Consider the following 24,716-nt stretch of genomic DNA (forward strand, 5'->3'; position numbering starts at 1 on the left):
GTTCTTTAGAAGGAAAAAGGCCGCCCGGCGGGGCATTTAACCGGGCGGCCAAGAAGCGGCTGGGAGGTCATTGACCCGATCGACTGCCGCAACGTCATCTAGCCCGGACCCTGGAAAGCGGTATGTGAGCTAGTTCACTCGCAGCGCGGCAATTCGCCCTGAGGGATGTTTTCCAGAACAGCGTCCAAGCGAAAACGGCCGCCGGATCGCTCCGGCGGCCGTCGTTCTGTTCAGGCAGGCTGCGGCTATTCCGCGGCGCTGCTGGTCATGTCGGCCAGCATCGGCTCGGCCATCTCCACGCCCGACGTCTTGCGCCGTTCGTCGAGGATGAGCTCGTCGCGCGCCTTGGCGATGCGGCGGATCTGGCTCATCGTGCCGCCCGTGCCCGCCGGGATCAGGCGTCCGACGATGACGTTCTCCTTCAGACCCTGCAGCGTGTCGGTCTTGCCGGCAACCGCCGCCTCGGTCAGCACCCTGGTCGTCTCCTGGAAGGAGGCAGCCGAGATGAAGGACGGCGTCTGCAGCGAAGCCTTGGTGATGCCGAGCAGCACCGGCTGGCCGGACGCAGGCTTCTTTCCTTCCTCGACGAGACGCTCGTTGATCTCGTCGAACTCGATGACGTCGACATGGTCGCCCGGGATGTAGACCGAGTCGCCCTGCTCCGTGATCTCGACCTTCTGCAGCATCTGGCGAACGATGACCTCGATGTGCTTGTCGTTGATCAGAACGCCCTGAAGCCGGTAGACCTCCTGGATCTCGTTGACGAGGTAGGACGCAAGCGCCTCCACGCCCTTGATGGCCAGGATGTCGTGCGGCGCCGGGTTGCCGTCGAGGATGTAGTCGCCCTTCTCGATGGCGTCGCCGTCCTGGAGATGGAACGGCTTGCCCTTCGGGATCAGGTACTCGACCGGCTCGGCGCCCTCCTCGTGCGGCTCGATGACGATGCGGCGCTTGTTCTTGTAGTCGCGCCCGAAACGCACCGTGCCGTCGATCTCGGCGATGATGGCGTGGTCCTTGGGACGGCGTGCCTCGAAGAGTTCGGCCACCCGCGGCAGACCGCCGGTGATGTCCTTCGTCTTCGCGCTTTCCATCGGAATACGCGCCACCACATCGCCCGGCTTGACCTGCGAGCCCGGCTCGACCGAAAGCACCGCCTCGACCGAGAGCTGGAAGCGGGCGTCGCCGCCCTTGGCCAGCTTGCCGACCTTGCCCTTGGCATCCATGATCGTGATCGCCGGCTTGAGGTCCGACCCGCGCGGGGTCGAACGCCAGTCGATGACCTCGCGCTTGGTGATGCCGGTGGACTCGTCGGTGGTCTCCTGCACGGACAGGCCGTCCACGAGATCCTCGAACTCGACCCGACCCTCGATCTCGGTGAGGATCGGACGGGTGTACGGGTCCCACTCGGCGACGCGCTGGCCGCGCTTCACCTTGTCGCCGTCGTCCACGAAGATGCGCGAGCCGTAGGCCACGCGGTGAACCGCGCGTTCCTTGCCGCCCTCGTCGAGGATGATCACCGCCATGTTGCGCCCCATGACGACCAGGTGGCCGTCGGAGTTGCGCACCACGTTGCGGTTGCGGATCGCCACGGTGCCCTCGTAGGACGCCTCCAGGAAGGAGGAGTCCACCACCTGGGCGGTGCCGCCCATGTGGAAGGTACGCATGGTGAGCTGCGTGCCCGGCTCGCCGATCGACTGCGCCGCGATGACGCCGACAGCCTCGCCCTGGTTGACGGGAGTACCGCGCGCCAGATCGCGGCCGTAGCAGACCGCGCACACGCCGACCTTCACCTCGCAGGTGAGTGCCGAGCGGATGCGGATCGACTGGATGCCCGCCTTCTCGATCGCCTCGACGTCACGCTCGTCCATCAGAGTGCCGGCCTTGACGATCAGATCGCCGGAGACCGGGTGGTTGATGTCGTCGAGCGCGGTGCGTCCCAGCACACGCTGGCCGAGCGAAGCCACGACCTGTCCCGCATCCACGATCGGCTGCATGGTCAGGCCCTTCTCGGTGCCGCAGTCGACCGCATTGACGATGCAGTCCTGCGCCACGTCGACGAGACGACGCGTCAGGTAGCCCGAGTTCGCCGTCTTCAAGGCGGTGTCGGCCAGGCCCTTGCGGGCGCCGTGGGTGGAGTTGAAGTACTCCAGAACGGTGAGGCCTTCCTTGAAGTTCGAGATGATCGGCGTCTCGATGATCTCGCCCGACGGCTTGGCCATGAGGCCGCGCATGCCGGCGAGCTGGCGCATCTGGGTCGGAGACCCGCGGGCGCCCGAGTGCGACATCATGTAGATCGAGTTCATCGGCTTCTGGCGGCCATTGTCCTCGAACTCGACCGCCTTGATGCGGGCCATCATCTCCTCGGCGACCTTCTCCGAGCACTTGGCCCAGGCGTCGACCACCTTGTTGTACTTCTCACCCTGGGTGATCAGGCCGTCATTGTACTGCTGCTCGTATTCCTTGGCGAGCGCCTCGGTGTCGGCGACCAGCTTGAGCTTGGCGTCCGGGATCAGCATGTCGTCCTTGCCGAACGAGATGCCGGCGCGGCACGCATGGCCGAAGCCGAGCTGCATGATGCGGTCGCAGAAAATGACCGTCTCCTTCTGGCCGCAGTGACGGTAGACGGTGTCGATCATGCGCGAGATGTTCTTCTTCGTCATCTCCTGGTTGCAGATGTCGAAGGGAACATTGACGTTCTTCGGCAGGAGTTCGCCGATGATCATGCGACCCGGGGTCGTCTCGTGGATCGCCGAGGTCGGCTTGCCGTCCGCGTCGACCGATTTGAAGCGGCCCTTGATCTTGGTGTGCAGCGTCACCGCCTTGGTTTCGAGTGCGTGGTGCAGCTCGCCCATGTCGGCGAACACCATCCCCTCGCCCGGCTCGTTCTGGTTGACGATCGACAGGTAGTAGAGACCCAGCACCATGTCCTGCGACGGCACGATGATCGGCGCGCCGTTCGCGGGATGCAGGATGTTGTTGGTCGACATCATCAGGACGCGGGCTTCGAGCTGAGCCTCAAGCGACAGCGGCACGTGCACCGCCATCTGGTCGCCGTCGAAGTCGGCGTTGAAGGCCGTGCAGACCAGCGGGTGAAGCTGGATCGCCTTGCCCTCGATGAGGGTGGGCTCGAAGGCCTGGATGCCCAGGCGGTGCAGCGTCGGCGCGCGGTTCAGCAGAACCGGATGCTCGCGGATGACCTCGTCCAGGATGTCCCAGACTTCCGGCTTTTCCTTCTCGACCAGCTTCTTGGCCTGCTTGACCGTGGACGAATAGCCCTTGGCGTCGAGCCGCGCGTAGATGAACGGCTTGAACAGCTCCAGCGCCATCTTCTTGGGCAGGCCGCACTGGTGCAGCTTGAGCTCGGGACCGGTCACGATGACCGAACGCCCGGAATAGTCGACGCGCTTGCCGAGCAGGTTCTGGCGGAACCGGCCCTGCTTGCCTTTCAGCATGTCGGAGAGCGACTTCAGCGGACGCTTGTTGGCGCCGGTGATGACGCGGCCGCGGCGGCCGTTGTCGAACAGGGCGTCGACCGCTTCCTGAAGCATGCGCTTCTCGTTGCGGATGATGATGCCGGGCGCCCGCAGCTCGATCAGCCGCTTGAGGCGGTTGTTACGGTTGATCACGCGGCGGTAGAGGTCGTTCAAGTCCGACGTGGCGAAGCGGCCGCCGTCGAGCGGAACCAGCGGACGCAGGTCCGGCGGGATGACCGGGATGATCTTCATGATCATCCACTCCGGACGATTGCCGGACTCCATGAAGTTCTCGACTACCTTGAGGCGCTTGAGAAGCTTCTTCTGCTTGAGGTCGGACGTAGTGGTAGCGAGTTCATCGCGCAGGTCGACCGCGATCTTCTCGAGGTCCATGCCGGCCAGAAGCTCGTGGATCGCCTCCGCGCCGATCATGGCGGTAAAGCTGTCCTCGCCGAAATTGTCGACGGCCGTCATGTACTCTTCCTCGGACAGAAGCTGATGCTGCTTCAGGTCCGTCAGGCCGGGTTCCGTGACGATGTAGTTCTCGAAGTAGAGGACGCGCTCGATGTCCTTCAGGGTCATGTCGAGCAGCGTGCCGATGCGCGAGGGCAGCGACTTCAGGAACCAGATGTGGGCGACGGGCGCGGCCAGTTCGATGTGGCCCATGCGCTCGCGGCGGACGCGCGACAGGGTGACTTCCACGCCGCACTTCTCGCAGATGATGCCCTTGTACTTCATGCGCTTGTACTTGCCGCACAGGCACTCGTAGTCCTTGATCGGACCGAAGATGCGCGCGCAGAAGAGGCCGTCGCGTTCGGGCTTAAACGTGCGGTAGTTGATCGTCTCGGGCTTCTTGATCTCGCCGAACGACCAGGACAGGATCTTGTCCGGGCTCGCGAGCGATATCCGAATGGAATCAAAGGTCTGCGCCGGAACCTGCGCATTGAAGAGATTCATGACCTCTTGGTTCATGCCGTTCTCCTGTTAGAGGCCGTCGCCGACCTCCTTTTTCAAAAATTCCGGACCGTCGGCCCGGTGTTGACGGCGGTATGGCCCTGAATATGGCCTCCGCGCCGCCTCCGACAACCACCCGCGCGCCCCTTGGGCATGCGGTAAACGCGCATCGCGGATGGTCCGCGATGCGCCTGTTTCCGTCTACTCGGCCGCGTCCGGCAGCCTTGCCGGCTGCTCGTCCAGGCGGCTGTTCTCCAGTTCCACGCTGAGGCCCAGCGAGCGCATTTCCTTGACGAGAACGTTGAAGCTCTCGGGAATGCCCGCCTCGAACGTGTCGTCGCCGCGCACGATCGCCTCGTAGACCTTGGTGCGGCCGGCCACGTCGTCCGACTTCACCGTCAGCATCTCCTGCAGCGTGTAGGCCGCGCCGTATGCCTCAAGCGCCCAGACCTCCATCTCGCCGAAGCGCTGGCCGCCGAACTGCGCCTTGCCGCCCAGCGGCTGCTGGGTGACGAGCGAGTACGGTCCGATCGAACGCGCGTGAATCTTGTCGTCCACAAGGTGGTGCAGCTTGAGCATATATATGTAGCCCATCGTCACCTTGCGATCGAACGGTTCGCCCGTGCGTCCGTCGTAGAGCACCGACTGTCCGCTGGTGTGCAGGCCCGCCTGCTCCAGCATCTCGTTGATGTCGGCCTCGTGCGCGCCGTCGAAGACCGGCGTGGCGATGGAGACGCCCCGCTTCATCTGGTCGGCGAGCCTGACCACGCTCTCGTCGTCGTAGCGCCGCACCGGTTCGTTGCGGTCGTTGTCCGGGATCAGCTGCTCGAGCGTGTCGCGCAGCGGCTGGATCTCGCCGCCCGCCCTGTAGGCCTCGACCAGATCGCCGATCTTGCGGCCCATGCCCGCGCAGGCCCAGCCCAGATGCGTCTCGAGGATCTGGCCCACGTTCATGCGCGACGGCACGCCGAGCGGATTGAGCACGATGTCGGCATGCGTCCCGTCTTCCAGGAACGGCATGTCCTCCACCGGCACGATCCGCGACACGACACCCTTGTTGCCGTGACGGCCGGCCATCTTGTCGCCGGGCTGGATCTTGCGCTTCACCGCGACGAAGACCTTGACCATCTTCATGACGCCGGGGGGCATCTCGTCGCCGCGCTGCACCTTCTCGACCTTGTCCATGAAGCGCTGCTCGAGCGCCTTCTTGGAATCGTCGTATTGGGCGCGGAGCGCTTCGATCTCGCTCTGCAGCTTCTCGTCCTCGACGGCGAACTGCCACCACTGCGAACGGGGATACTCGTCGAGTATCTCCTTCGACAGCGAGGTGCCCTTCTTGAAGCCCTTCGGCCCCGCGATGGCATCCTTGCCCTTCAGCATGTCGACCAGACGCGAATAGACGTTGCGGTCCAGGATCGCCTGCTCGTCGTCGCGGTCCTTGGCCAGACGCTCGATTTCCTCGCGCTCGATCTGCATCGCGCGCTCGTCCTTCTCGACGCCGTGGCGGTTGAACACGCGCACCTCGACGATCGTGCCGAAGGTCCCGGGGGGCATGCGCATGGAGGTGTCGCGAACGTCCGACGCCTTCTCGCCGAAGATGGCGCGCAGGAGCTTTTCCTCCGGCGTCATCGGGCTTTCGCCCTTCGGCGTGATCTTGCCGACCAGGATGTCGCCCGGCTGCACCTCGGCGCCGATGTAGACGATGCCCGCCTCGTCGAGGTTCTTCAGCGCCTCTTCCGACACGTTCGGAATGTCACGCGTGATCTCCTCCGGTCCGAGCTTGGTGTCGCGCGCCATGACCTCGAACTCCTCGATGTGGATCGAGGTGAAGACGTCATCGGACACGATGCGCTCGGAAAGCAGGATCGAATCCTCGTAGTTGTAGCCGTTCCACGGCATGAACGCGACGAGCACGTTGCGGCCGAGCGCCAGATCGCCGAGTTCCGTCGACGGGCCGTCCGCGATGATGTCGCCCTTCTCGATCCGGTCGCCCACGCGCACCAGCGGACGCTGGTTGATGCAGGTGTTCTGGTTCGAGCGCTGGAACTTCATCAGCCGGTAGATGTCGACGCCGGACTTGCCCGGATCGACGTCCTCGGTCGCGCGGATGACGATACGGGTCGCGTCCACCTGGTCGACGATGCCGGTGCGGCGCGCCGCGATCGCGGCGCCCGAATCGCGCGCCACCACCGGCTCCATGCCGGTGCCTACATAGGGAGCCTCGGCGCGTACCAGCGGCACGGCCTGACGCTGCATGTTGGAACCCATCAGCGCGCGGTTGGCGTCGTCGTTCTCGAGGAACGGGATCAGCGCCGCGGCGACGGAGACCATCTGCTTGGGTGACACGTCCATCAGGTCGACGTTCTCGCGCGGAGTCATCATCACCTCGCCAGAGTGGCGGCAGATGACGAATTCCTCGGTGAAGGAGCCTTCGGCGTCGAGCACTGCGTTCGCCTGTGCGACGTAGTGCTTGGCCTCTTCCATCGCCGACAGGTAGACAACGTCCAGCGTCACCTTGCCGTCGACGATCTTGCGGTACGGGCTCTCGATGAAGCCGTACTTGTTGACCCGGGCGAAGGTGGCGAGCGAGTTGATCAAGCCGATGTTCGGACCTTCCGGCGTCTCGATCGGGCAGATGCGGCCGTAGTGCGTGACGTGGACGTCGCGCACTTCGAAGCCGGCGCGCTCGCGGGTCAGACCGCCGGGGCCGAGCGCAGACAGGCGGCGCTTGTGGGTGATCTCCGACAGCGGGTTGGTCTGATCCATGAACTGCGACAGCTGCGAGGAGCCGAAGAACTCGCGCACGGCGGCGGCCGCCGGCTTGGCGTTGATCAGGTCCTGCGGCATCACGGTGTCGATCTCGATCGAGGACATGCGTTCCTTGATCGCGCGCTCCATGCGCAGGAGACCGACGCGGTACTGGTTCTCCATGAGCTCGCCGACCGAACGCACCCGGCGGTTGCCGAGATTGTCGATGTCGTCGATTTCGCCCTTGCCGTCGCGGAGTTCGACCAGCGTCTTCACCACCGCCAGGATGTCCTCCTTGCGCAGCACGCGCACGGTGTCCGGGCAGTCGAGTTCAAGGCGCATGTTCATCTTCACGCGGCCGACGGCCGAGAGATCGTAGCGCTCCGAATCGAAGAACAGCGACTTGAACATGGCTTCGGCCGTGTCGAGCGTCGGCGGCTCACCCGGGCGCATGACACGGTAGATGTCGAACAGCGCGTCCTGGCGGCTCTCGTTCTTGTCGATCGCCAGCGTGTTGCGGATGTAGCCGCCCACGTTGACGTGGTCGATGTCGAGCACCTCGATCTCGGTCATGCCGGCGTCGAGCAGAACCTTCAGCGTCTTCTCGTCGAGTTCGTCGCCGGCCTCGAGATAGATCTCGCCCGTCTCGGGATTGACGACGTCCCGCGCGAGGTAGCTGCCGTAGATGTCGTCCTCGGTGGCGCGGATGAACTTCACGCCCTTCTCGACCAGCTGCCGCGCCTGGCGCGCGGTGATTTTCTTTCCGGCCTCGACAAGCACTTCGCCGGTGTCGGCATTGACCAGTTCCGCCACGGCCTTGCGACCTCGGAAGCGGTCGGGCGAGAACGGCGCGCGCCAGTTGTCGCCGTCCTTCTCGTAGGTGAGATTGTTGTAGAACGTGTCGAGGATCTCCTCGCCGTCCATCCCGAGCGCCATCAGCAGCGACGTCGCCGGGATCTTGCGGCGGCGGTCGATGCGGGCGTGCACGACGTCCTTGGAATCGAACTCGATGTCGAGCCAGGAGCCGCGGTAGGGAATGACGCGCGCGGCGAACAGCAGCTTGCCCGAGGAGTGCGACTTGCCCTTGTCGTGATCGAAGAAGACGCCCGGCGAACGGTGCATCTGCGACACGATCACGCGCTCGGTACCATTGACGATGAAGGTGCCGTTCGATGTCATGAGCGGCATGTCGCCCATGTAGACGTCCTGCTCCTTGATGTCCTTGATCGACTTGGCGCCGGTGTCTTCGTCGATATCGAACACGATGAGGCGCAGCGTCACCTTCAGCGGCGCGGCGTAGGTCAGGTCGCGCTGGCGGCACTCGTCGACGTCGAACTTCGGGGCCTCGAACTCGTACTTGACGAATTCCAGCATCGAGGCTCCGGAGAAGTCGGAGATCGGGAACACGGACTTGAAAACGGCCTGCAGACCCTCGTCCGCCCGGCCGCCCTTCGGCTCCTCAACCATGAGAAACTGGTCGTAGGATGCTTTCTGAACCTCGATGAGGTTCGGCATTTCCGCAACTTCCGGTATTTTCCCGAAGAACTTGCGTACGCGCCTGCGACCATTGAACGTGTGGGTCTGGGCCATCGTCGCTCCTTGCTGCCTTACTGGCTTGTCTTCCAATCCGCTGCAGGCTACGCGCAGCGGCTATCCAAAACGGGCGAAAACCCGTTGCCTGAAAGCCGCTTGCGGCCGCCAGGAAAAGGGTTCCCAACCATTCGCGTCGTTCGCCGCCGGGCGAACCCGGCGGGTTGGCGGACGGGAGGACCCGTCCGCCGGAACGCGATGACTACTTCAGTTCGACCTTGGCGCCAGCCTTCTCGAGCTGGTCCTTGATCTTGTCTGCATCGGCCTTGTTGACGCCTTCCTTGACCGCCTTCGGAGCGGCCTCGACGAGGTCCTTGGCTTCCTTGAGGCCCAGGCCGGTGATGGCGCGGACTTCCTTGATGACGTTGATCTTCTGTGCGCCCGCATCGGCGAGCACGACGTCGAACTCGGTCTTCTCCTCGACGGGAGCGGCAGCAGCGGCACCGCCGCCGGCGGCCACGGCCGCGACCGGAGCGGCAGCGGAAACGCCCCACTTCTCTTCGAGCATCTTCGAGAGCTCAGCCGCCTCGAGGACGGTCAGGCTCGACAGGTCTTCAACGATTTTGGCGAGATCAGCCATTGTCTTTTTCCTTCATGAGGTTCGAACGTGTGATGGTGACAGCGAGGAACGGCCTCATGCCGCCTCGTCCTTCCGGGCATAGGCGCCGAACACGCGGGCCAACTGGGCTGCCGGCGCGTTGACGACCTGGGCGATCCGGGTTGCCGGCGTGGAGATCATCCCCACCAGCTTGGCGCGAAGCTCATCGAGCGACGGCAACGTCGCAAGCGCCTTCACACCTTCGGCGTCGAGTCCGGTCGCACCCATTGCGCCGCCGAGAATGACGAGCTTGTCATTCCCCTTGGCGAATTCGGACGCGACCTTCGGCGCCACAACCGGATCCTCGGAATACGCAATCAGGGTCTGTCCAGTGAACAGGGCCTGCATGCCTTCCGATTCCGTGCCCTGAAGAGCGATCTTGGCGAGACGGTTCTTCGCGACTTTTACGGTACCGCCGGCTGCGCGCATCTTCGTACGAAGATCGTTCATTTGCGCAACGGTGATACCGGCATAGTGGGCCACGACGACCGAACCCGAGGTGTTGAACACCCCGTGCAGGTCCGTGACGAATTCGCGCTTTTCCGCTCTGTCCACTGCCTATCTCCAGTTGACGGCCCTCCTTGCGGGAGAAACCGTCGGGTTGCCTTTTGCCGGCCGGGCCATCGATAAAGATCGCCCGAGCGGCACTCGAGGATCCTGCCCCCTTTCGCCACGTTCCGCGGGAACGGATCCCTCACAACGCGCAGACAAAAGGCAAACACGGTTCGAACCTACTCCGGAGCCTCGCGGCTCCCTTGTCGGGTCGTCCCCGTCTCATGCAGACCCATGCGGATTAAGGACCAGGTGACCCTGGACCGCCTGCAATCTCGGACAGGATTACGGAAGGTTTCCCTCCCGCACCGGAAGGTCTTACCCTTCCGGAATCCGGGCCCGGAGGCCCGGAATTCGTTATCCGGAAACCCTTTGCGGGGTTTTCCGGAGAAATCGGATCAGGACGCTACGGTCAGCGTCGACGGATCGATCTTGAGGCCGGGGCCCATCGTGGAGGACACCGCGACCTTCTTGACGTAGTTGCCCTTCGCACCGGCGGGCTTCGCCTTGACGACCGCATCGGCGAAAGCGCGCACGTTCTCGACCAGTTTGTCGAGATCGAAGGAGGCCTTGCCGACGCCGCCATGCACGATGCCGGCCTTCTCGACGCGGAACTCGACGGCGCCGCCCTTGGAGGCTTTGACGGCCGAGGCGATGTCCATCGTCACGGTGCCGACCTTCGGGTTCGGCATCATGCCGCGCGGGCCGAGCACCTTGCCGAGACGGCCGACCAGCGGCATCATGTCCGGCGTGGCGATGCAGCGGTCGAAGTTGATCTCGCCCTTCTGCACGGTCTCGACCAGGTCTTCCGCGCCGACGATGTCGGCACCGGCCTTGGTCGCTTCCTCGGCCTTGGCGCCGCGCGCAAACACCGCCACGCGCACCGTGCGGCCAGTGCCGTTGGGCAGGTTCACAACGCCGCGCACCATCTGGTCCGCATGGCGCGGATCGACGCCGAGGTTCATCGCAATCTCGATGGTCTCGTCGAACTTGGCGGTGGCCCGCTCCTTGAGCATCTTCACGGCCTCTGCGAGGTCGTAGGACTTGTTGGGATCGAGGCCCTCGCGGGACTTGACGACTCGTTTTGCTGTCTTTGCCATCGTCTTACCCCACGACCTCGAGACCCATGGACCGCGCCGAACCCTCGACCATGCGCATGGCCGCGTCGACGTCGTTCGCGTTGAGATCCTTCATCTTCGCCTCGGCGATCTCGCGTACCTTGTCGCGGGAGATCTCGCCGGCCTTCTGCTTGCCCGGCTCCTTGGAGCCCGACTTCAGCTTGGCGGCCTTTTTCAGGAAGTAGCTCACCGGCGGCGTCTTCATGACGAAGGTGAACGACTTGTCCTGGTAGTAGGTGATGACGACGGGGGTCGGCTGACCCTTTTCCATTTCCTGGGTCTGGGCGTTGAACGCCTTGCAGAACTCCATGATGTTGATGCCGCGCTGACCGAGCGCCGGGCCGATCGGGGGCGACGGCGTCGCCGATCCCGCTGCGACCTGGAGCTTGAGCTGGCCTGCAATCTTCTTAGCCATTTCTTTTCTGCCCTGGTTTCATGCCGGACGCATCCGGCGGTTGCAGCCGGGTGGTGCGGGTCCGCGGCCGGCTTAAGCCGCTTGTCCCTTCCACCCACTCGACGCCGGCGAACTCGCCCGCGCCACCCTCCGGCCAAAGCCGGCGGGATTTCCGGTCAGCCCTTCTCGACCTGACCGAATTCCAGATCGACGGGGACGGCGCGGCCGAAGATCGACACCTCGACCTTGAGGCGCGCACGCTCCTCGTCCACTTCCTGCACGAAGCCGTTGAACGAGGCGAACGGCCCGTCCGACACGCGCACCTGCTCGCCGATCTCGAAGGAGATCGAGGGCTTCGGCCGCTCCACGCCCTCCTGCACCTGGTGCAGGATGCGGTCGGCTTCGGCGTCGGTGATCGGCACCGGACGCGCGTCGCCCAGGAAGCCCGTCACCTTCGGCGTGTTTTTGATCAGCGAGAACACCGCGTCGGTGAGATTGGCGCGCACCAGCACATAGCCCGGGAAGAACTTGCGCTCGGCGTCCACCTTGCGGCCGCGGCGCACTTCCACCACCTTCTCGGTCGGCACGACGATCTGTTCGATCTGGCCGGAAAGACCCTTCTGGCGCGCCTTGTTCTCGATGTCCTCGGCGACTTTCTTCTCGAAATTCGAATAGGCGTGGACGATGTACCACCGCGCAGTCATATCAAATGCTCTCCGTAGTCGCCGGTCTATCGCCCGATGCCGAGGATCAGTTCGACGCCGAGCGCCATGACCTGATCGGCGGCGAAAAAGAAAATGGCCGCAAGAAACGCAAAAATGAGAACCATGACGGTCGAAATCAGCGTCTCGCGCCGGGACGGCCAGGTGACCTTCGAGGTTTCCTGGCGAACCTGCTGGAGAAAGGTAAATGGGTTGGTGGTCTTTGACGCCATCTGCCGCTCTGCTTTCGAGTACCCGTAGGCCGGGCTTCTGATGGTCCCGATGAAGGGAACGTTCTTCGCTCACGAACGGACATTCGAATCCCGAATATTCCGCCCATGCAATAAGGGCACGTAAAGCCAATTCAGGCCTCACGCACCGTGTGTCTGGATGCAGCTATCTAAAGATGAACACGCGCAGATGCAAGTGGCCATTTCGCCCGATCGCGAAATTGTTCCATATCGAACGGGTGACGCAGGGAGACGCCGGCCCGCGATCCGATGGCAGGGGCAGCAGGGCTCGAACCTGCGACCTGCGGTTTTGGAGACCGCCGCTCTACCAACTGAGCTATACCCCTAAGCGCAGGCGGCTTCATACACATCGCGCACGCGCCTTGCAATCGCGTTGTGCCATTCGCGGCATCCGAAATTTCGCCGCCCTGCAATGACGAAACCAGGGCTCGGAATGCCCGTGCCTCGCGGCTACCCGTCGCGATACCGATTCGTGATCGGATAGCGCCGGTCGCGGCCGAAGTTCTTGCGCGTGATCTTGACGCCGGGCGCAGCCTGCCGGCGCTTGTACTCCGCTACGTAGAGCAAGTGCTCGATGCGCGTGACGGTCTCGCGCGGATGTCCGCGCGCCACGATCTCCTCGGTCGACATCTCGTGCTCGACCAGGCACTCCAGGATGTCGTCCAGCACCGGATAGGGCGGCAGCGAATCCTGGTCGGTCTGGTTCTCGCGCAGTTCGGCGGACGGTGCCTTGTCGATGATGTTTTGCGGGATCACCTCGCCCGACGGTCCGAGCGCACCAGGCGGCACCGTGGTGTTTCGCCAGGCGGCCAGCTTATAGACCTGCATCTTATAGAGGTCCTTGATCGGATTGAAGCCGCCGTTCATGTCGCCGTAGAGCGTGGCGTAGCCGACCGACATTTCCGACTTGTTGCCAGTGGTCACCACCATCGAGCCGAACTTGTTCGACACCGCCATGAGGATCACGCCGCGCGAGCGGCTCTGCAGGTTCTCCTCGGTGATGCCTTCCTGCGTGCCCTCGAAGAGATGGCTCAGCGCATGCGTGAAACCCTCGACCGGCTCGGCGATCGGCACGGTGTCGTAGCGGCAGCCGAGCGCGCGCGCGCAGGCCTCGGCGTCGGTGAGCGATTCCTTCGAGGTGTAGCGGTAGGGCAGCATGATCGCGTGCAGCCGCTCCTCGCCCAGCGCGTCGACGGCGAGTGCCGCGCACAGCGCCGAATCGATGCCGCCCGACAAGCCCAGCACCACGTTCCGGAAACCGTTCTTGTTGACGTAGTCGCGCAGGCCCAGCATGCACGCGCGGTAGTCGGCCTCCTCGGCCTCCGGGATACGCGACATCGGCCCGTCCACGCAGCGCCAGCCATCCCCCTCCCCTTGCGCGTCTCCACGCTTCCAGGTCGTGACCATCACGGCTTCCTCGAACTGGCTCATCTGGAAAGCCAGCGACCTGTCGGCGCCTATGGCGAAGGAGGCGCCGTCGAAGACGAGATCGTCCTGACCGCCCATCTGGTTGGCGTAGAGGATCGGCAGGCCGCTCTCGATCACCTGTCGGATGACGACCTGCTGGCGCACGTCCGTCTTGCCGCGATAGTAAGGCGAACCGTTCGGCACCAACAGGATCTCCGCCCCGCTCTCGGCCAGCGTCTCGCAGACGCCGAAGTCTCCCCAGATATCCTCGCAGATCGGAATTCCCAGTCGGATGCCGCGAAAGTTCACCGGCCCCTGGATCTCGGGCGAGGCTTGGAACACGCGCTTTTCGTCGAACTCGCCGTAGTTCGGCAGGTCGTACTTGTGCCGCTCGGCTATGATCTCGCCGTGGTCCGCGACGATGATCGAATTGTGCAGCCCGCTCGCGCGCTTCAGCGGCACGCCCACGATCACGCCCGGCCCGCCGTCGGCGGTATCGGCCGCGAGCGCCCTCGCCGCCTCCTCGCATGAGGCCACGAAGGAGGTTCTCAGCACCAGGTCCTCCGGCGGATAGCCGGCGATGAAGAGTTCGGTGAAGAAGACGAGGTCCGCCCGATGCCGCGCCGCTTCCGCGCGCGCCTGCCGCGCCTTGGCCAGATTGCCGGCGATGTCGCCCACGATCGGGTTCAGCTGGGCGACGGCGATGCGGAGCGTGGAGGGAGCGGACGAGGTCATGGCCCGGGTTTAGCGCGCGGTGCGCCGGCCGGCAATCGGCTACAGCGAGGTCTCATCGGCACGGCGGCGTCGGGGCTTCCCAATCGTCCGTTGCGAAGAAGAACGAGGAAGCCCGCTAGCCGGATGTGGAGCGGGCGAGCTGTTCCTGAAGCCGCAACAGCGGTCCGGGCTCGAGCTGGCCGGGGAAGCCGTAGGGGTTCGAGAATGCATAGATCAGGAAGAGAATGATGCCGGTGAAGGCACCGAACATCGAGATCAGGACGAGATTGAAGCGTTCGGGCGGGAAAGAATAGTAGGCCAGCGAAATGAGCACCACGCCCGACATGGCCGCGAACCAGAACATGCCGCTGATCGAGCCGGAGCCGTGGTTCTCGCGCTTGACGCGCGTCTCGGCGATTGCGTGGAGCTGTGAGAGCATATGGTCGCGCAGGCTCCTCTGCCGGTCGGTGGCCGGGGACAGATCGAGGACGCCGTTGTAGGCCACGTCCCAATGGCCCCATGCGGCGGGAGCCAGACGCCCGGTATCGGCGAGCAGCGCCCACTCCTCGTCCACGATCAGCGCGACATAGTCTTTCATCGCGCCCTGGATCGGTTCGCGGCCTTCGCCTCCGTACCGTCCCGCATCGAAATAGACGTCGGCGATGGCGTTCGCCTCGATCGCGGCCTCGTATTTGAGCTGCTGGTACTCGACCATCTCCTGCGCGAACACCAGCGCCAGGATCAGCCCGTGCAGAGCGGAGATGCGGAAGATCACCGAACCCGCGAGATCACGGCTACGCGCGTCCGGGTCTCCGCCGGTCACCCACCGCATCGCGAAGTAGAAGCCGAGCGTCACGGCGATGGTGGCGCCGACAAATCCGACCCCGAGCAGCAGTTCCATCGCAATACGCCCAGCATCCCACGCCATGCCGTCCGGCTCCTCCACCACGCTCCGGCCCGACCGGCCGGTTGCGTATTCGGGCCGGGAGCGGCCGGCTTGTCAATCTTCTCGTGTGTTTCGGCGCATCCGTCGGGCATTCAGTCGCCCGCGATCGCCTCCCATTTGTCGAGAAATGCCCCGATTTCCAGCGCCTGCATATCCGGCACGGCTTCGAACAGCCGCTCGAGAGGCCAGTCCCACCACGCTAGCCGCGACACCCGCTCGACCACCGCGTCGGCAAATCGCATGCGGATCGTCCGAGCAGGCGCTCCGCCCACGATCGCGTAGGGGGAGACGTCCTTCGTCACCACGGCGTTCGCTCCGACCACTGCGCCGTCGCCGACCGTCACGCCGGGCAGGATCACCGCGCCGTGGCCGATCCAAACGTCGTTGCCGATCGTCACGCTCTTTTCCCTGCGCCGCTCGCGAAACGCCTGGTCGACCCCGAGATAGCGAAAATACTCGTTCGGCCGGTAGCTGATCTTATGCGTGGTCGCGCGTTCCAGCGGGTGCTCCAGCGCATTGATGCGCGTGTTCGCCGCGATCGAGCAGAACTTTCCGATCCTCGTGTAGATCGCCTCGCCGTGCCGCTCGAAATAGGAAAAGTCGCCGACCGTCACCTCGCGCAGGATAACCCGCTCGGCCACCACCACGTAGCGCCCCAGACGGCAGCCCTTCAACTCGGCGGTAGGGTGGATTCGCGGTTCGGGGTCGGTGAAGCGGAGATCCTCGGCCATGGCCGAGCACTAGCGGGCGCCGGGGATGGCGGCAAGCGGTCGCGTGGGATGCCGGAGAATCACCACTAGCAGCCGCCAGGGTGGTGTTCCTAAGGCTTGCCTTCGGTCCACTCGACCTGCTGGCCATAGAGCGGCACTGTCGAGATTGCCATCTTGGCCGAGCCGTCCTGCACCTGGCGCGAGTGCGAGAGGTAGATCAGCGTCTCGTTCTGCCGGTCGTAGATGCGGTTCACCACCTGCTTCTTCCAGATCAGGCTGATGCCCTGCTTGAAGACCTCCTCGCCGTCCTTGCCGAGGTCGATGTCGCCGATCCGGATCGGCCCGGTCTGGCGGCAGGCGATCGAGGTGTTGGAGGGGTCCTCGAACCAGTTGCCCTTCTGCAGCCGGTCGATCATGCCGCGCTCGAAATAGGAGACGTGGCAGGTGACACCCTCGACCTTGGGATCGTGGATCGCCTCAATGATAATGTCGTTGCCCAGCCAGTCGACGCCGATCTCGCCGACCTCCTGCGCCGTCGCGGACGCCGCCAGGCCGAGCGCGGCGAGACCGGTGGCGGCGGCGATGAAAGTTCTGACCATCAATATTCTCCCGAGGATTCTTCAGGATCGCAAATGGGGCGGCGGCGCGGGCCATGCAAGGCGGCCGGCGCAGCGACACTCGGCCACCTTTGCGCTCGGCGCCGCCAGGCATTATGTTCAACGGCAGAAACGATAGTCGCCAGAAGCGGACCCGAAAGAAGAATGTCCACCCGCCTTGCAGTCCGGACCGGCCTTGCGCTCTTCGCCCTCGCGGCGGCGACGGGCGCGGCGTTCGCGATGTGGGTGGAGAGCGGGCCGCGGATGCTGCTCACGCTCGCCGAGAGCGGCCTGTCCTGGTGCTTCTGAGCGCCGGCCCGCCAAGAACGAAAGCCTGACCAGTCATGATGCGTGGAATAATCGTCGGTATCGTCGTCCTCGTCGCCGCCGCGGTCGGCTGGCTCACCTTCGACTGGTACCGCACCACCTTCGGCGGCGAACCGTTCGGCGAGCCGTTCGCACTGGTCGACCAGAAGGGCGAGCCGATCACGGAAGCAGCCTTCCGCGGCAATCCGACCGCCGTGTTCTTCGGCTTCACACATTGCCCCGAAGTCTGCCCGACCACGCTCTACGAGATGGACGGCTGGCTGAAGCAGCTCGGACCGGAAGGCGAGGACATCCGCGCCTATTTCGTTTCCGTCGATCCCGAACGCGACACGCCCGACATCATGGATTCCTACGTCTCCAACGTGTCCGACCGCATCACCGGCATCACCGGCGACCCGGACAAGATCGCGGCAATGACGAAGTCGTTCGGCATCTATTCCAGAAAAGTGCCGCTCGACGGCGGCGACTACACCATGGACCACACCGCCTCCATCCTGCTGCTCGGCCGCGATGGCGACTTCTTCGGCACCATCGCCTATGGCGAGAACGCCGACACGGCGATCGCCAAGCTCAAGCGGCTCGAAAAGGAAGGCTGAGCCCCAGCCTTCGGAGAGGATCCATGCCGGCGAAGCGAAACCTCCGCATCCTGATCGCCGGCGCGGGTCCGGTAGGGCTTACCGCGGCGCTCGAACTCGCCCGCCGCGGCTATCGGCCCCGGATCGTCGACGAGGGCGACGATCTCGCGCCGGCAGTGCAGAGCCGGGCGCTCGCCGTCAACGCCCGCACGCTCTTCCTGCTCGAACCCTCCGGCGTCACCGAAAAGCTCCTCGCCGAGGCGCAGCAGATTTGCGAGATGCGAATCGGCGCGGGCGTCCGGCGGCTGATGACCATCGACCTCCTTGCGACCGACAGCCGCCATCGCGGCATGCATGCGCTGCCGCAGGGACGCACCGAGCGTATCCTGGCCGAGGCGCTCGCAGCGTACGGCATCGCGGTCGAGTGGCGCACGGAATGCGTGGCGGTCTCCGATCCGGAAATACCCGTGGCGACGCTAGCCCTCCCGGACGGCAGCCGCAAGGACGAGCCGTTCGACATCGTCATCGGCGCGGACGGGGCGCACTCGACGATGCGCAAGTCGGCCGGCTTCGACTTTCCCGGCAGCGCGCTGTCGGAAACCTTCTACCTCGCCGACTATCGGTACGCCGCCCCGGTCGACACCAGCTACGCCGAGGCGCGGTTCTTCGATCCGGGCGTCATCGCGCGCCTGCCCGTCAGCCCCAGCATCCTGCGCTACGTCTCGACCCTGCCCGATTTCCGCGAGCGCATCGAGCATCCCGCGCCCGTGGATGCCGTGCTGTGGGAATCCGATTTCCACGTTTCCTTCCGCCACACCGCGCAGATGGCGAAGGGCAACATCTTCCTCGCCGGAGACGCCGCGCACATCCACTCCCCCGTCGGCGGGCGCGGCATGAACCTCGGCATCGAAGACGCCTGCTGGCTGGCCTGGCTGATCGACGAGGGGCGCACCGGCGAATACACGCGCCTTCGCTTGACGGCGGTCGAAACCGTCTTGGCCGACACGCGCCGCATGACCCGGCTCATTCTGATGCGGAACCCCATCCTCTGCGCGCTGAGGAATTTAGCCGTGCCGCTGCTTGCCGCCATCCCGCGCGTGAGGCAGGAAGGCCTGAACGGCGTGCTCGGGCTCGACACGCCCGCCCCACCCTGGCTTCCTGCCTGATCCGGAGACCTCGTCCTTGCCGCAAGCCAAGCTTTCGATCACCGCGCCGCGCGCGGATGCTCGGCGAATCTATGCCCTCTTCGAAGTCGAGTTCGAGGACGACGGCTATCCCGTCGGGATCACCGAAATCGATGAAGCGCGCGGCATCGAACTCGTGGAACTCTACGTCGAGGGGGACGGTGCGGAGGAAAAGCGGCGTGCCGACCAGGTGCTGGCCGCAAGTGGCATCGATGGATCGGTCGAGGCCGAAATCCTGCCGGAGATCGACTGGGTCACCAAATCGCTCGAGGGGCTGAAGCCGGTCCGCGCGGGCCGCTTCCTGGTGCACGGGAGCCACGACCGCAACAGGATCAGGGCCAACGACCTCGCGATCGAGATCGAGGCCGGGCTCGCCTTCGGCACGGGCCACCATGGAACCACGGCGGGGTGCCTTGAGACGATCGAGCGCGTCACGCGGCAGGAGCATCCGCGCAACGCGCTGGACCTCGGTGCGGGAAGCGCGGTGCTGGCGATCGGACTCGCCAAGCTCGCCCGTATCCCGGTGCTCGCCACCGACATCGATGCCGTCGCGGTCGAGGTCGCGCGCGAAAACATCCGCGCCAACGGCGTCGCGTCCTTGGTCGATGCGGTCACGGCGACGGGCTTTTCCCACCGCGCGATCGCCGCGCGTGCGCCCTACGACCTGATCGTCGCCAACATTCTCGCGCGCCCGCTGATGAACCTCGCGCCGGACATGGCGAGACATCTCGCGCCCGGCGGCTCGCTGATTCTGTCGGGCATCCTCACGCGCCAGCGTCGCGCGGTGATCGCCGCCTATGCCGGACAGCAATTCCGCCACGTGCACACGCTGGTGAAGGGGGAATGGGTGACGATTCACCTGAAGCGGGGCTGAGTGCCCGAACGAAAAAGGCGGCTCCCCGCAGGAAGCCGCCTTCTCGTCGGCAGCGGGCCCGCCCCGAGTCCGCGCGAGAAACTCTAGAACATGTAGTAGGCGCCGCCCTGCTTCTTCAGCTCGTTGCGGTCATAGCCATGCGTCTTCAGCGTCTCGTCATCGAGCATGAGAAGCGCGCCGTTGACGTAGCGGTTCACCTGACGCTGGCGCGCCTCGACGAGTGCGCCAACCGCGTTGCGGAAAAATCCGGTCCGTTGTGCCATCTCGAAAATCCTTCGTGTTGGAAGTTTCTGTCCTCCACGTTTTGGAAGGTAAGGATCACTGACCCATTTTACCAGCACCGATCATGCATGCCACCCATGCGTTCTTCGCATGTGCGAGAGAAATTTGTGCATCGCGGTAAGACTTCGTTCAACCTTTGATTCTCCGCCCGATGCGTTGCGGCGCGGCTCCCGCGCGACTAGGGTCGCGCCGCGTCAAACCGGATAGTCCCAGCCTCCCATGTTCCAAAGCTTCGAAACCGTCTCGGATCCCTCCCTGGCCGCACCGCGCGTGGCACGGTTGCGCGAATGGCTCGGCAGCAAAGGCCTCGACGGGTTCCTCGTGCCGCGCGCCGACGAGCATCAGGGCGAATACGTTCCGGCGCGCGCCGAACGGCTATGCTGGATCACGGGCTTCACCGGCTCGGCCGGCGTTGCGCTGATCCTCGCCGACAGCGCCCATCTCTTCGTCGACGGGCGCTACACGCTGCAGGCAGCCGCGCAGGTGGACTCGTCCCTCTTCGCGGTCGAGAGCCTCATCGAAACCCCTCCGCCCGCCTGGACCGGCGAGAACGCGCCCGAAGGCCTGAGGCTCGGCTTCGACCCGTGGCTGCACACGATCGGAGACGCCGCGGCGCTGCGCAAGGCGATGGGCAAGCGAAATGGCACGCTCGTTCCGGTGGAGCGCAACGCGATCGACGCCGTATGGGACGACCAGCCCGGCCCGCCGCTGGAACAGGTCGAGATCCACCCGGAACGTTTCGCCGGCCGCCTCGCGGTGGACAAGCTCGCCGATCTCGCGGGCATCGTGGTGAAGGAGGGCGCGGACCACTGCGTGCTGACGGACCCCTCGTCGCTGTGCTGGGCCTTCAACATCAGGGGTCGCGACGTGCCGCACACGCCGCTGGCGCTCGGATTCGCGGTGCTGTCCGCCGAAGGCCGGCCGATGCTGTTCATGGACGCGCGCAAGCTGTCGATGAAGGTGAAGGCCTACCTCACCCAGCTCGCCGACCTGAAGGAACCCTCCGCGCTCGACGACGAGATCGCGCGGCTCGCCGCGTCGGGCGGAGCCATCGGGCTCGACCACGGGCTTGCCGCTGAAAAGCTGCGGATGCTGGTCGAGGAAAACGGCGGCAAGGTTCTGAGGATGACGGATCCGGCCAGGCTACCCCGTGCCACCAAGAACGCCGCCGAACTCGCCGGCAGCCGCGCCGCCCATCGCCGCGACGGCGCAGCCGTCACGCGCTATCTCGCATGGCTCGACCGTCAGCAACCGGGCACAGTCGACGAAATCCGCGCCGTCGCCGAACTGGAGGCCGCGCGCCGTCGCGCGGGCGAGGAAGCCCAGATGCCGCTGCGCGACATCTCCTTCGACACGATTTCCGGAGCGGGACCGAACGGCGCGATCATCCACTACCGCGTCACGGAGGCGACCAACCGCACGCTCGGCGAAGGCGAACTGTTCCTGGTGGATTCGGGCGCGCAGTACCAGGACGGCACGACCGACATCACGCGCACAGTCCCGATCGGACAGCCGAGCGAGGAGATGCGCGAGCGTTACACGCTGGTGCTGAAGGGCATGATCGGCATTTCGCTTCTGAAATTTCCCGCCGGGACGCGAGGCGCCGACATCGACGTCGTTGCACGCCTTTCCCTTTGGAAATCCGGCCTAGATTACGGTCACGGAACCGGACATGGCGTCGGGGCCTATCTCTCGGTGCACGAGGGTCCGCAGCGGATCGCCAAGACGGGCACCGAAAAGCTCCTTCCCGGCATGATCATTTCCAACGAACCCGGCTACTACAAGGCCGGCCACTACGGTATCCGGCTCGAGAACCTGATCGTGGTCGGCGACGCCGAGCCCGTGCCGGGCGGCGACAAGCCGATGCATTCCTTCGAGACCTTGACGCTCGCGCCCTTCGACCGCCGACTGATCGTGCGCGACCTGCTCACGGCGGAGGAGCACGAGTGGCTGGACGCCTACCATGCCCGTGTTCTGGCGGAGATCGGCCCGATGCTCGATGAGGAAGACCGCACCTGGCTGGAAGCGACCGCGCGACCGCTCTGAACGTCTACCCGGCCGCAGTTTGATGCGCTGGATTGACCTGTCGCGGATCAGGCCGCGTTTTCGCGCTCTCGCCAGTATCGTAGTCGCATTCGCGGGGCGATCTTCCAGGCGATCAGGGGAGTCGCCACAAGGCTCGCCAGGACGACGGCCGCGATGAGGTAGGCGGCGTGTTCGCGCAGTTCGGGCACGGAAAGCACGATGACGGCGCCGGTTCCGAAGAGCACGGCATTGACCATCAGCCCGACGACGCCAGCCATGAAGGTTCTCGTTCTCACAGGATTGCTCCTCTCGTTCGCACACGAAAGCAACGCCCCTTTTCTCGTCCGGTTCCGGCCGTCAACCCTCACCCTGCCCCCACCCGCTCGAACCAGGCGTCCTCGTCGATCACCTCGATGCCGAGGTCCGTCGCCTGCTTCAGCTTCGAGCCGGCGCCGGGGCCGGCGACGACGAGGTCGGTTTTCTTCGATACCGAGCCAGCGACCTTAGCGCCGAGGCGCTCGGCCATGGCCTTGGCCTCGTCGCGCGACATGCGCTCCAGCGATCCGGTGAAGACGATGGTCTTGCCGGCGACGGGCGAGGAGATTTCGCCGACGGGCTCCTCGTCCTCCGGCGTCACATCCGCCTCGAGCAGGGCGTCGACGGCGTCGCGGTTGTGTCCTTCGGCGAAGAAATCCACCAGCGCCTCGGCCACCACCGAGCCGATGCCGTTGACGCCGACGATCTCGCGCCATTCCTCGTTGCCGGGGTCGCCCTTGCCTTCCGGCATCTTGGCGGTCTCGGCCGCCTCGCGCAGCTTTTCGAAGGATAGGAAGTGCCGCGCCAGGCGCTTGGCGTTTGTCTCGCCGATGTGCCTTATGCCGAGCGCGAAGAGGAAGCGCGACAGCTGCACCCGGCGGCGCTCGTCGATTGCCGCGAAGAGCTTTCGCACGGAGACCTCGCCGAAGCCCTCGATGTTCTCGAGTTTCGTCAGCGACCGCCCCTGCCGGTCCTTCAGCGAAAAGATGTCGGCCGGCTCGCGGATGCGCAGCGATTCGTCGGGATGATTGAAGAAGAACTCGATCTGCTTTTCGCCCAGGCCCTCGATGTCCATGGCATTGCGCGAGACGAAATGGCGGATGCGCTCCATCGCCTGCGCGGCGCAGATCAGCCCGCCGGTGCAGCGCCACGCCGCCTCGCCCTCCTCGCGCACGGCATGGCTGCCGCAGACCGGGCACTTGTGCGGAAACGAATAGGGCTTCGCGTCAGCCGGGCGCATCTCCGGAACGATATCGAGGATCTGCGGGATGACGTCGCCCGCGCGCTGCACGATGACCGTGTCGCCCTCGCGGATGTCCCTGCCCTCGCGGATCGGCTGGCCGTCATTGCCGACGCCGCGGATGTAGTCCTCGTTGTGCAGCGTGGCGTTGGTCACCACCACGCCGCCGACCGTCACCGGCTTCAGCCGCGCCACCGGCGTCATTGCCCCGGTACGGCCGACCTGGATGTCGATCTTTTCCAGCACCGTCGTCGCCTTCTCGGCCGGGAATTTGTGCGCGGTCGCCCAGCGCGGCGAGCGCGAGCGGAAGCCGAGGCGTTCCTGGAGGTCGAGGCGGTCGACCTTGTAGACGACGCCGTCGATGTCGTAGGGCAGCGTCGCGCGCATCGCCTCGATCCTGCGATACTGAGCCAGCATCTCCTCCAGCGAAGCGCACCGCAGCATCAGGTCGTTGACCACGAAGCCCCAGTCCGAGAGGCGCTGCACGGCATCGTACTGGGTCTTGGCCAGTGGTGCGGAGGTTTCGCCCCAGGCATAGGCGAAGAACTTCAGCGGCCGCGACTTCGTCACCTCCGGGTTCTTCTGCCTGAGACTGCCGGCGGCCGAATTGCGCGGATTGGCAAAGACCTGGCCGGTTTCGGCCATGCGCTGGTTGAGCGCGAAGAAGTCGTCGCGGCGCATGTAAACCTCGCCGCGTACCTCGATCAGGTCCGGCGCATCAGACGGGAGATCGTTCGGGATCTCGTCGATGGTGCGAATGTTTGCGGTGACGTTCTCGCCCGTCGTACCGTCGCCGCGAGTCGCGGCCGTCACCAGCCTGCCCTTCTCGTAGCGCAGCGACATCGACAGGCCGTCGATCTTGGGCTCGGCGGTGAAGACCAGCTCGCCTTCTGAAAGCGCGAGGAAGCGCCGCACCGAAGCGACGAAATCGACCACGTCCTCGTCGGAGAACACGTTGTCGAGCGACAGCATCGGCTTTTCGTGCCGAACCGGCGCAAAAGTTGTCGACGGAGCGGCACCCACCGCCTTCGAAGGCGAATCCTCGCGCATCAGTTCGGGAAAAAGCGCCTCGATCTCGGCGTTGCGCTGGCGCAGCGCGTCGTAGTCGGCGTCGGAAATCTCCGGCGCGTCCTTCTGGTGGTAGAGCCGGTCGTGCCGGGCGATCTCGCCGGCCAGGCGCTCCAGTTCGGCCGCTGCTTCCTCCTGCGTCAGGGTGTCGATCGGCTTGGCGGGCGTGGTCATGCGAGGGTTCCGGATCTGCAAATTGGCGCTGGACTATGCCCAGCCACGTGGCGGCGGTTCAAGTGGCGACGACAGCCATCCTGCCATCCGGACATGCTTTCGCGTTCCCGCGCCGTGGCCGGCCGGGGTGCCCGAGGGAAACGGCGCATGGCGTTGCGTCCTCTGTTGAAAAATACTCG

General features: G+C 65.0%; 20 protein-coding genes and 1 tRNA gene. 5 read left to right on the forward strand and 16 right to left on the reverse strand.

Features of this window, described 5'->3' with window-relative positions; genetic code table 11:
• Window positions 1-245: 245 nt before the first annotated feature.
• The 13 genes from rpoC to BSQ44_RS16335 all read right to left on the reverse strand — a co-directional run bounded on the left by rpoC (window position 246) and on the right by BSQ44_RS16335 (window position 16,755).
• Window positions 246-4,445 (reverse strand): DNA-directed RNA polymerase subunit beta', encoded by a 4,200-nt coding sequence (gene rpoC, locus BSQ44_RS16275; RefSeq protein ID WP_072606024.1) that lies wholly within the window; start codon window positions 4,443-4,445, stop codon window positions 246-248.
• A gap of 183 nt (window positions 4,446-4,628) precedes the next feature.
• A complete protein-coding gene (gene rpoB / locus BSQ44_RS16280) occupies window positions 4,629-8,765 on the reverse strand; it encodes a DNA-directed RNA polymerase subunit beta (RefSeq protein WP_072606026.1) in 4,137 nt (1,378 codons plus the stop codon).
• Between the two features lie 202 nt (window positions 8,766-8,967).
• Window positions 8,968-9,345, reverse strand: coding sequence for a 50S ribosomal protein L7/L12 (gene rplL / locus BSQ44_RS16285; RefSeq protein WP_072606028.1), 378 nt, complete (start codon window positions 9,343-9,345; stop codon window positions 8,968-8,970).
• 54 nt (window positions 9,346-9,399) lie between these two features.
• Window positions 9,400-9,918 (reverse strand): 50S ribosomal protein L10, encoded by a 519-nt coding sequence (rplJ, locus tag BSQ44_RS16290; RefSeq protein ID WP_072606030.1) that lies wholly within the window; start codon window positions 9,916-9,918, stop codon window positions 9,400-9,402.
• Between the two features lie 395 nt (window positions 9,919-10,313).
• Complete coding sequence (gene rplA / locus BSQ44_RS16295; protein ID WP_072606032.1) at window positions 10,314-11,015, reverse strand: 50S ribosomal protein L1; 702 nt, start codon at window positions 11,013-11,015, stop codon at window positions 10,314-10,316.
• Window positions 11,016-11,019: 4 nt separating this feature from the next.
• Window positions 11,020-11,448 carry a 50S ribosomal protein L11 gene (gene rplK, locus BSQ44_RS16300; protein ID WP_072606034.1) on the reverse strand — a complete coding sequence of 143 codons (429 nt, stop codon included), beginning with the start codon at window positions 11,446-11,448 and terminating at the stop codon, window positions 11,020-11,022.
• A 155-nt stretch (window positions 11,449-11,603) separates the two neighbouring features.
• Window positions 11,604-12,131, reverse strand: a complete 528-nt coding sequence (gene nusG, locus BSQ44_RS16305; protein ID WP_072606036.1) for a transcription termination/antitermination protein NusG — start codon at window positions 12,129-12,131, stop codon at window positions 11,604-11,606.
• A gap of 26 nt (window positions 12,132-12,157) precedes the next feature.
• Entirely contained in the window at window positions 12,158-12,361 is a 204-nt protein-coding gene (gene secE / locus BSQ44_RS16310) for a preprotein translocase subunit SecE (RefSeq protein WP_072606038.1), read from the reverse strand.
• A gap of 268 nt (window positions 12,362-12,629) precedes the next feature.
• Window positions 12,630-12,705: transfer RNA gene (locus BSQ44_RS16315), tRNA-Trp, on the reverse strand.
• Between the two features lie 124 nt (window positions 12,706-12,829).
• Window positions 12,830-14,521 (reverse strand): NAD+ synthase, encoded by a 1,692-nt coding sequence (locus BSQ44_RS16320; RefSeq protein WP_072606040.1) that lies wholly within the window; start codon window positions 14,519-14,521, stop codon window positions 12,830-12,832.
• A 115-nt stretch (window positions 14,522-14,636) separates the two neighbouring features.
• Window positions 14,637-15,428: a bestrophin-like domain gene (locus tag BSQ44_RS16325; RefSeq protein ID WP_083534778.1), complete on the reverse strand. Its 792-nt coding sequence runs from the start codon at window positions 15,426-15,428 to the stop codon at window positions 14,637-14,639.
• 110 nt (window positions 15,429-15,538) lie between these two features.
• Window positions 15,539-16,177 carry a DapH/DapD/GlmU-related protein gene (locus BSQ44_RS16330; RefSeq protein WP_072606044.1) on the reverse strand — a complete coding sequence of 213 codons (639 nt, stop codon included), beginning with the start codon at window positions 16,175-16,177 and terminating at the stop codon, window positions 15,539-15,541.
• Window positions 16,178-16,266: 89 nt separating this feature from the next.
• Window positions 16,267-16,755 (reverse strand): CreA family protein, encoded by a 489-nt coding sequence (locus BSQ44_RS16335; protein ID WP_072606046.1) that lies wholly within the window; start codon window positions 16,753-16,755, stop codon window positions 16,267-16,269.
• A gap of 162 nt (window positions 16,756-16,917) precedes the next feature.
• Between BSQ44_RS16335 and BSQ44_RS27230 the strand changes: the two genes are divergently transcribed.
• Genes BSQ44_RS27230 through BSQ44_RS16350 form a run of 4 tightly spaced genes read left to right on the forward strand, consistent with a single transcriptional unit; the run spans window position 16,918 to window position 19,712 of the window.
• A complete protein-coding gene (locus BSQ44_RS27230) occupies window positions 16,918-17,061 on the forward strand; it encodes a hypothetical protein (RefSeq protein WP_169858331.1) in 144 nt (47 codons plus the stop codon).
• Window positions 17,062-17,096: 35 nt separating this feature from the next.
• Window positions 17,097-17,675, forward strand: a complete 579-nt coding sequence (locus BSQ44_RS16340) for an SCO family protein (protein WP_072606048.1) — start codon at window positions 17,097-17,099, stop codon at window positions 17,673-17,675.
• Window positions 17,676-17,698: 23 nt separating this feature from the next.
• A complete protein-coding gene (locus BSQ44_RS16345) occupies window positions 17,699-18,820 on the forward strand; it encodes an FAD-dependent oxidoreductase (RefSeq protein WP_072606050.1) in 1,122 nt (373 codons plus the stop codon).
• 16 nt (window positions 18,821-18,836) lie between these two features.
• On the forward strand, window positions 18,837-19,712 hold the full coding sequence (locus BSQ44_RS16350) for a 50S ribosomal protein L11 methyltransferase (protein ID WP_072606052.1): 876 nt from the start codon (window positions 18,837-18,839) through the stop codon (window positions 19,710-19,712).
• Between the two features lie 83 nt (window positions 19,713-19,795).
• On the opposite strand, the gene BSQ44_RS16355 is transcribed toward BSQ44_RS16350, so the two are convergent.
• Window positions 19,796-19,975, reverse strand: coding sequence for a hypothetical protein (locus BSQ44_RS16355; protein ID WP_072606054.1), 180 nt, complete (start codon window positions 19,973-19,975; stop codon window positions 19,796-19,798).
• A 238-nt stretch (window positions 19,976-20,213) separates the two neighbouring features.
• On the opposite strand from BSQ44_RS16355, the gene BSQ44_RS16360 reads away from it, so the two are divergent.
• A complete protein-coding gene (locus tag BSQ44_RS16360) occupies window positions 20,214-22,040 on the forward strand; it encodes an aminopeptidase P family protein (RefSeq protein ID WP_072606056.1) in 1,827 nt (608 codons plus the stop codon).
• Window positions 22,041-22,087: 47 nt separating this feature from the next.
• Here the strand turns inward: BSQ44_RS16360 and BSQ44_RS16365 are convergent, their stop codons facing one another.
• Together BSQ44_RS16365 and ligA are read right to left on the reverse strand one after the other, a co-directional pair.
• Complete coding sequence (locus tag BSQ44_RS16365) at window positions 22,088-22,297, reverse strand: hypothetical protein (protein ID WP_072606059.1); 210 nt, start codon at window positions 22,295-22,297, stop codon at window positions 22,088-22,090.
• Between the two features lie 86 nt (window positions 22,298-22,383).
• Window positions 22,384-24,537: an NAD-dependent DNA ligase LigA gene (gene ligA, locus BSQ44_RS16370; RefSeq protein WP_072606061.1), complete on the reverse strand. Its 2,154-nt coding sequence runs from the start codon at window positions 24,535-24,537 to the stop codon at window positions 22,384-22,386.
• Window positions 24,538-24,716 lie beyond the last annotated feature (179 nt).

Origin of the sequence: Aquibium oceanicum (assembly GCF_001889605.1) — a bacterium.
GTDB classification, from domain to species: Bacteria; Pseudomonadota; Alphaproteobacteria; order Rhizobiales; family Rhizobiaceae; genus Aquibium; species Aquibium oceanicum.

What these genes read in the sequence shown, in the direction of transcription:
- rplK (WP_072606034.1), bottom strand. Translation starts at nt 11,448, where the DNA reads ATGGCTAAGAAGATTGCAGGCCAGCTCAAGCTCCAGGTCGCAGCGGGA.
- rplA (WP_072606032.1), bottom strand. Translation starts at nt 11,015, where the DNA reads ATGGCAAAGACAGCAAAACGAGTCGTCAAGTCCCGCGAGGGCCTCGAT.
- rplL (WP_072606028.1), bottom strand. Translation starts at nt 9,345, where the DNA reads ATGGCTGATCTCGCCAAAATCGTTGAAGACCTGTCGAGCCTGACCGTC.
- BSQ44_RS16340 (WP_072606048.1), top strand. Translation starts at nt 17,097, where the DNA reads ATGATGCGTGGAATAATCGTCGGTATCGTCGTCCTCGTCGCCGCCGCG.
- BSQ44_RS27230 (WP_169858331.1), top strand. Translation starts at nt 16,918, where the DNA reads ATGTCCACCCGCCTTGCAGTCCGGACCGGCCTTGCGCTCTTCGCCCTC.
- BSQ44_RS16355 (WP_072606054.1), bottom strand. Translation starts at nt 19,975, where the DNA reads ATGGCACAACGGACCGGATTTTTCCGCAACGCGGTTGGCGCACTCGTC.
- BSQ44_RS16335 (WP_072606046.1), bottom strand. Translation starts at nt 16,755, where the DNA reads ATGGTCAGAACTTTCATCGCCGCCGCCACCGGTCTCGCCGCGCTCGGC.
- BSQ44_RS16325 (WP_083534778.1), bottom strand. Translation starts at nt 15,428, where the DNA reads ATGGCGTGGGATGCTGGGCGTATTGCGATGGAACTGCTGCTCGGGGTC.
- ligA (WP_072606061.1), bottom strand. Translation starts at nt 24,537, where the DNA reads ATGACCACGCCCGCCAAGCCGATCGACACCCTGACGCAGGAGGAAGCA.
- rpoC (WP_072606024.1), bottom strand. Translation starts at nt 4,445, where the DNA reads ATGAACCAAGAGGTCATGAATCTCTTCAATGCGCAGGTTCCGGCGCAG.
- rpoB (WP_072606026.1), bottom strand. Translation starts at nt 8,765, where the DNA reads ATGGCCCAGACCCACACGTTCAATGGTCGCAGGCGCGTACGCAAGTTC.
- BSQ44_RS16330 (WP_072606044.1), bottom strand. Translation starts at nt 16,177, where the DNA reads ATGGCCGAGGATCTCCGCTTCACCGACCCCGAACCGCGAATCCACCCT.
- BSQ44_RS16345 (WP_072606050.1), top strand. Translation starts at nt 17,699, where the DNA reads ATGCCGGCGAAGCGAAACCTCCGCATCCTGATCGCCGGCGCGGGTCCG.
- BSQ44_RS16320 (WP_072606040.1), bottom strand. Translation starts at nt 14,521, where the DNA reads ATGACCTCGTCCGCTCCCTCCACGCTCCGCATCGCCGTCGCCCAGCTG.
- BSQ44_RS16360 (WP_072606056.1), top strand. Translation starts at nt 20,214, where the DNA reads ATGTTCCAAAGCTTCGAAACCGTCTCGGATCCCTCCCTGGCCGCACCG.
- nusG (WP_072606036.1), bottom strand. Translation starts at nt 12,131, where the DNA reads ATGACTGCGCGGTGGTACATCGTCCACGCCTATTCGAATTTCGAGAAG.
- secE (WP_072606038.1), bottom strand. Translation starts at nt 12,361, where the DNA reads ATGGCGTCAAAGACCACCAACCCATTTACCTTTCTCCAGCAGGTTCGC.
- BSQ44_RS16365 (WP_072606059.1), bottom strand. Translation starts at nt 22,297, where the DNA reads ATGGCTGGCGTCGTCGGGCTGATGGTCAATGCCGTGCTCTTCGGAACC.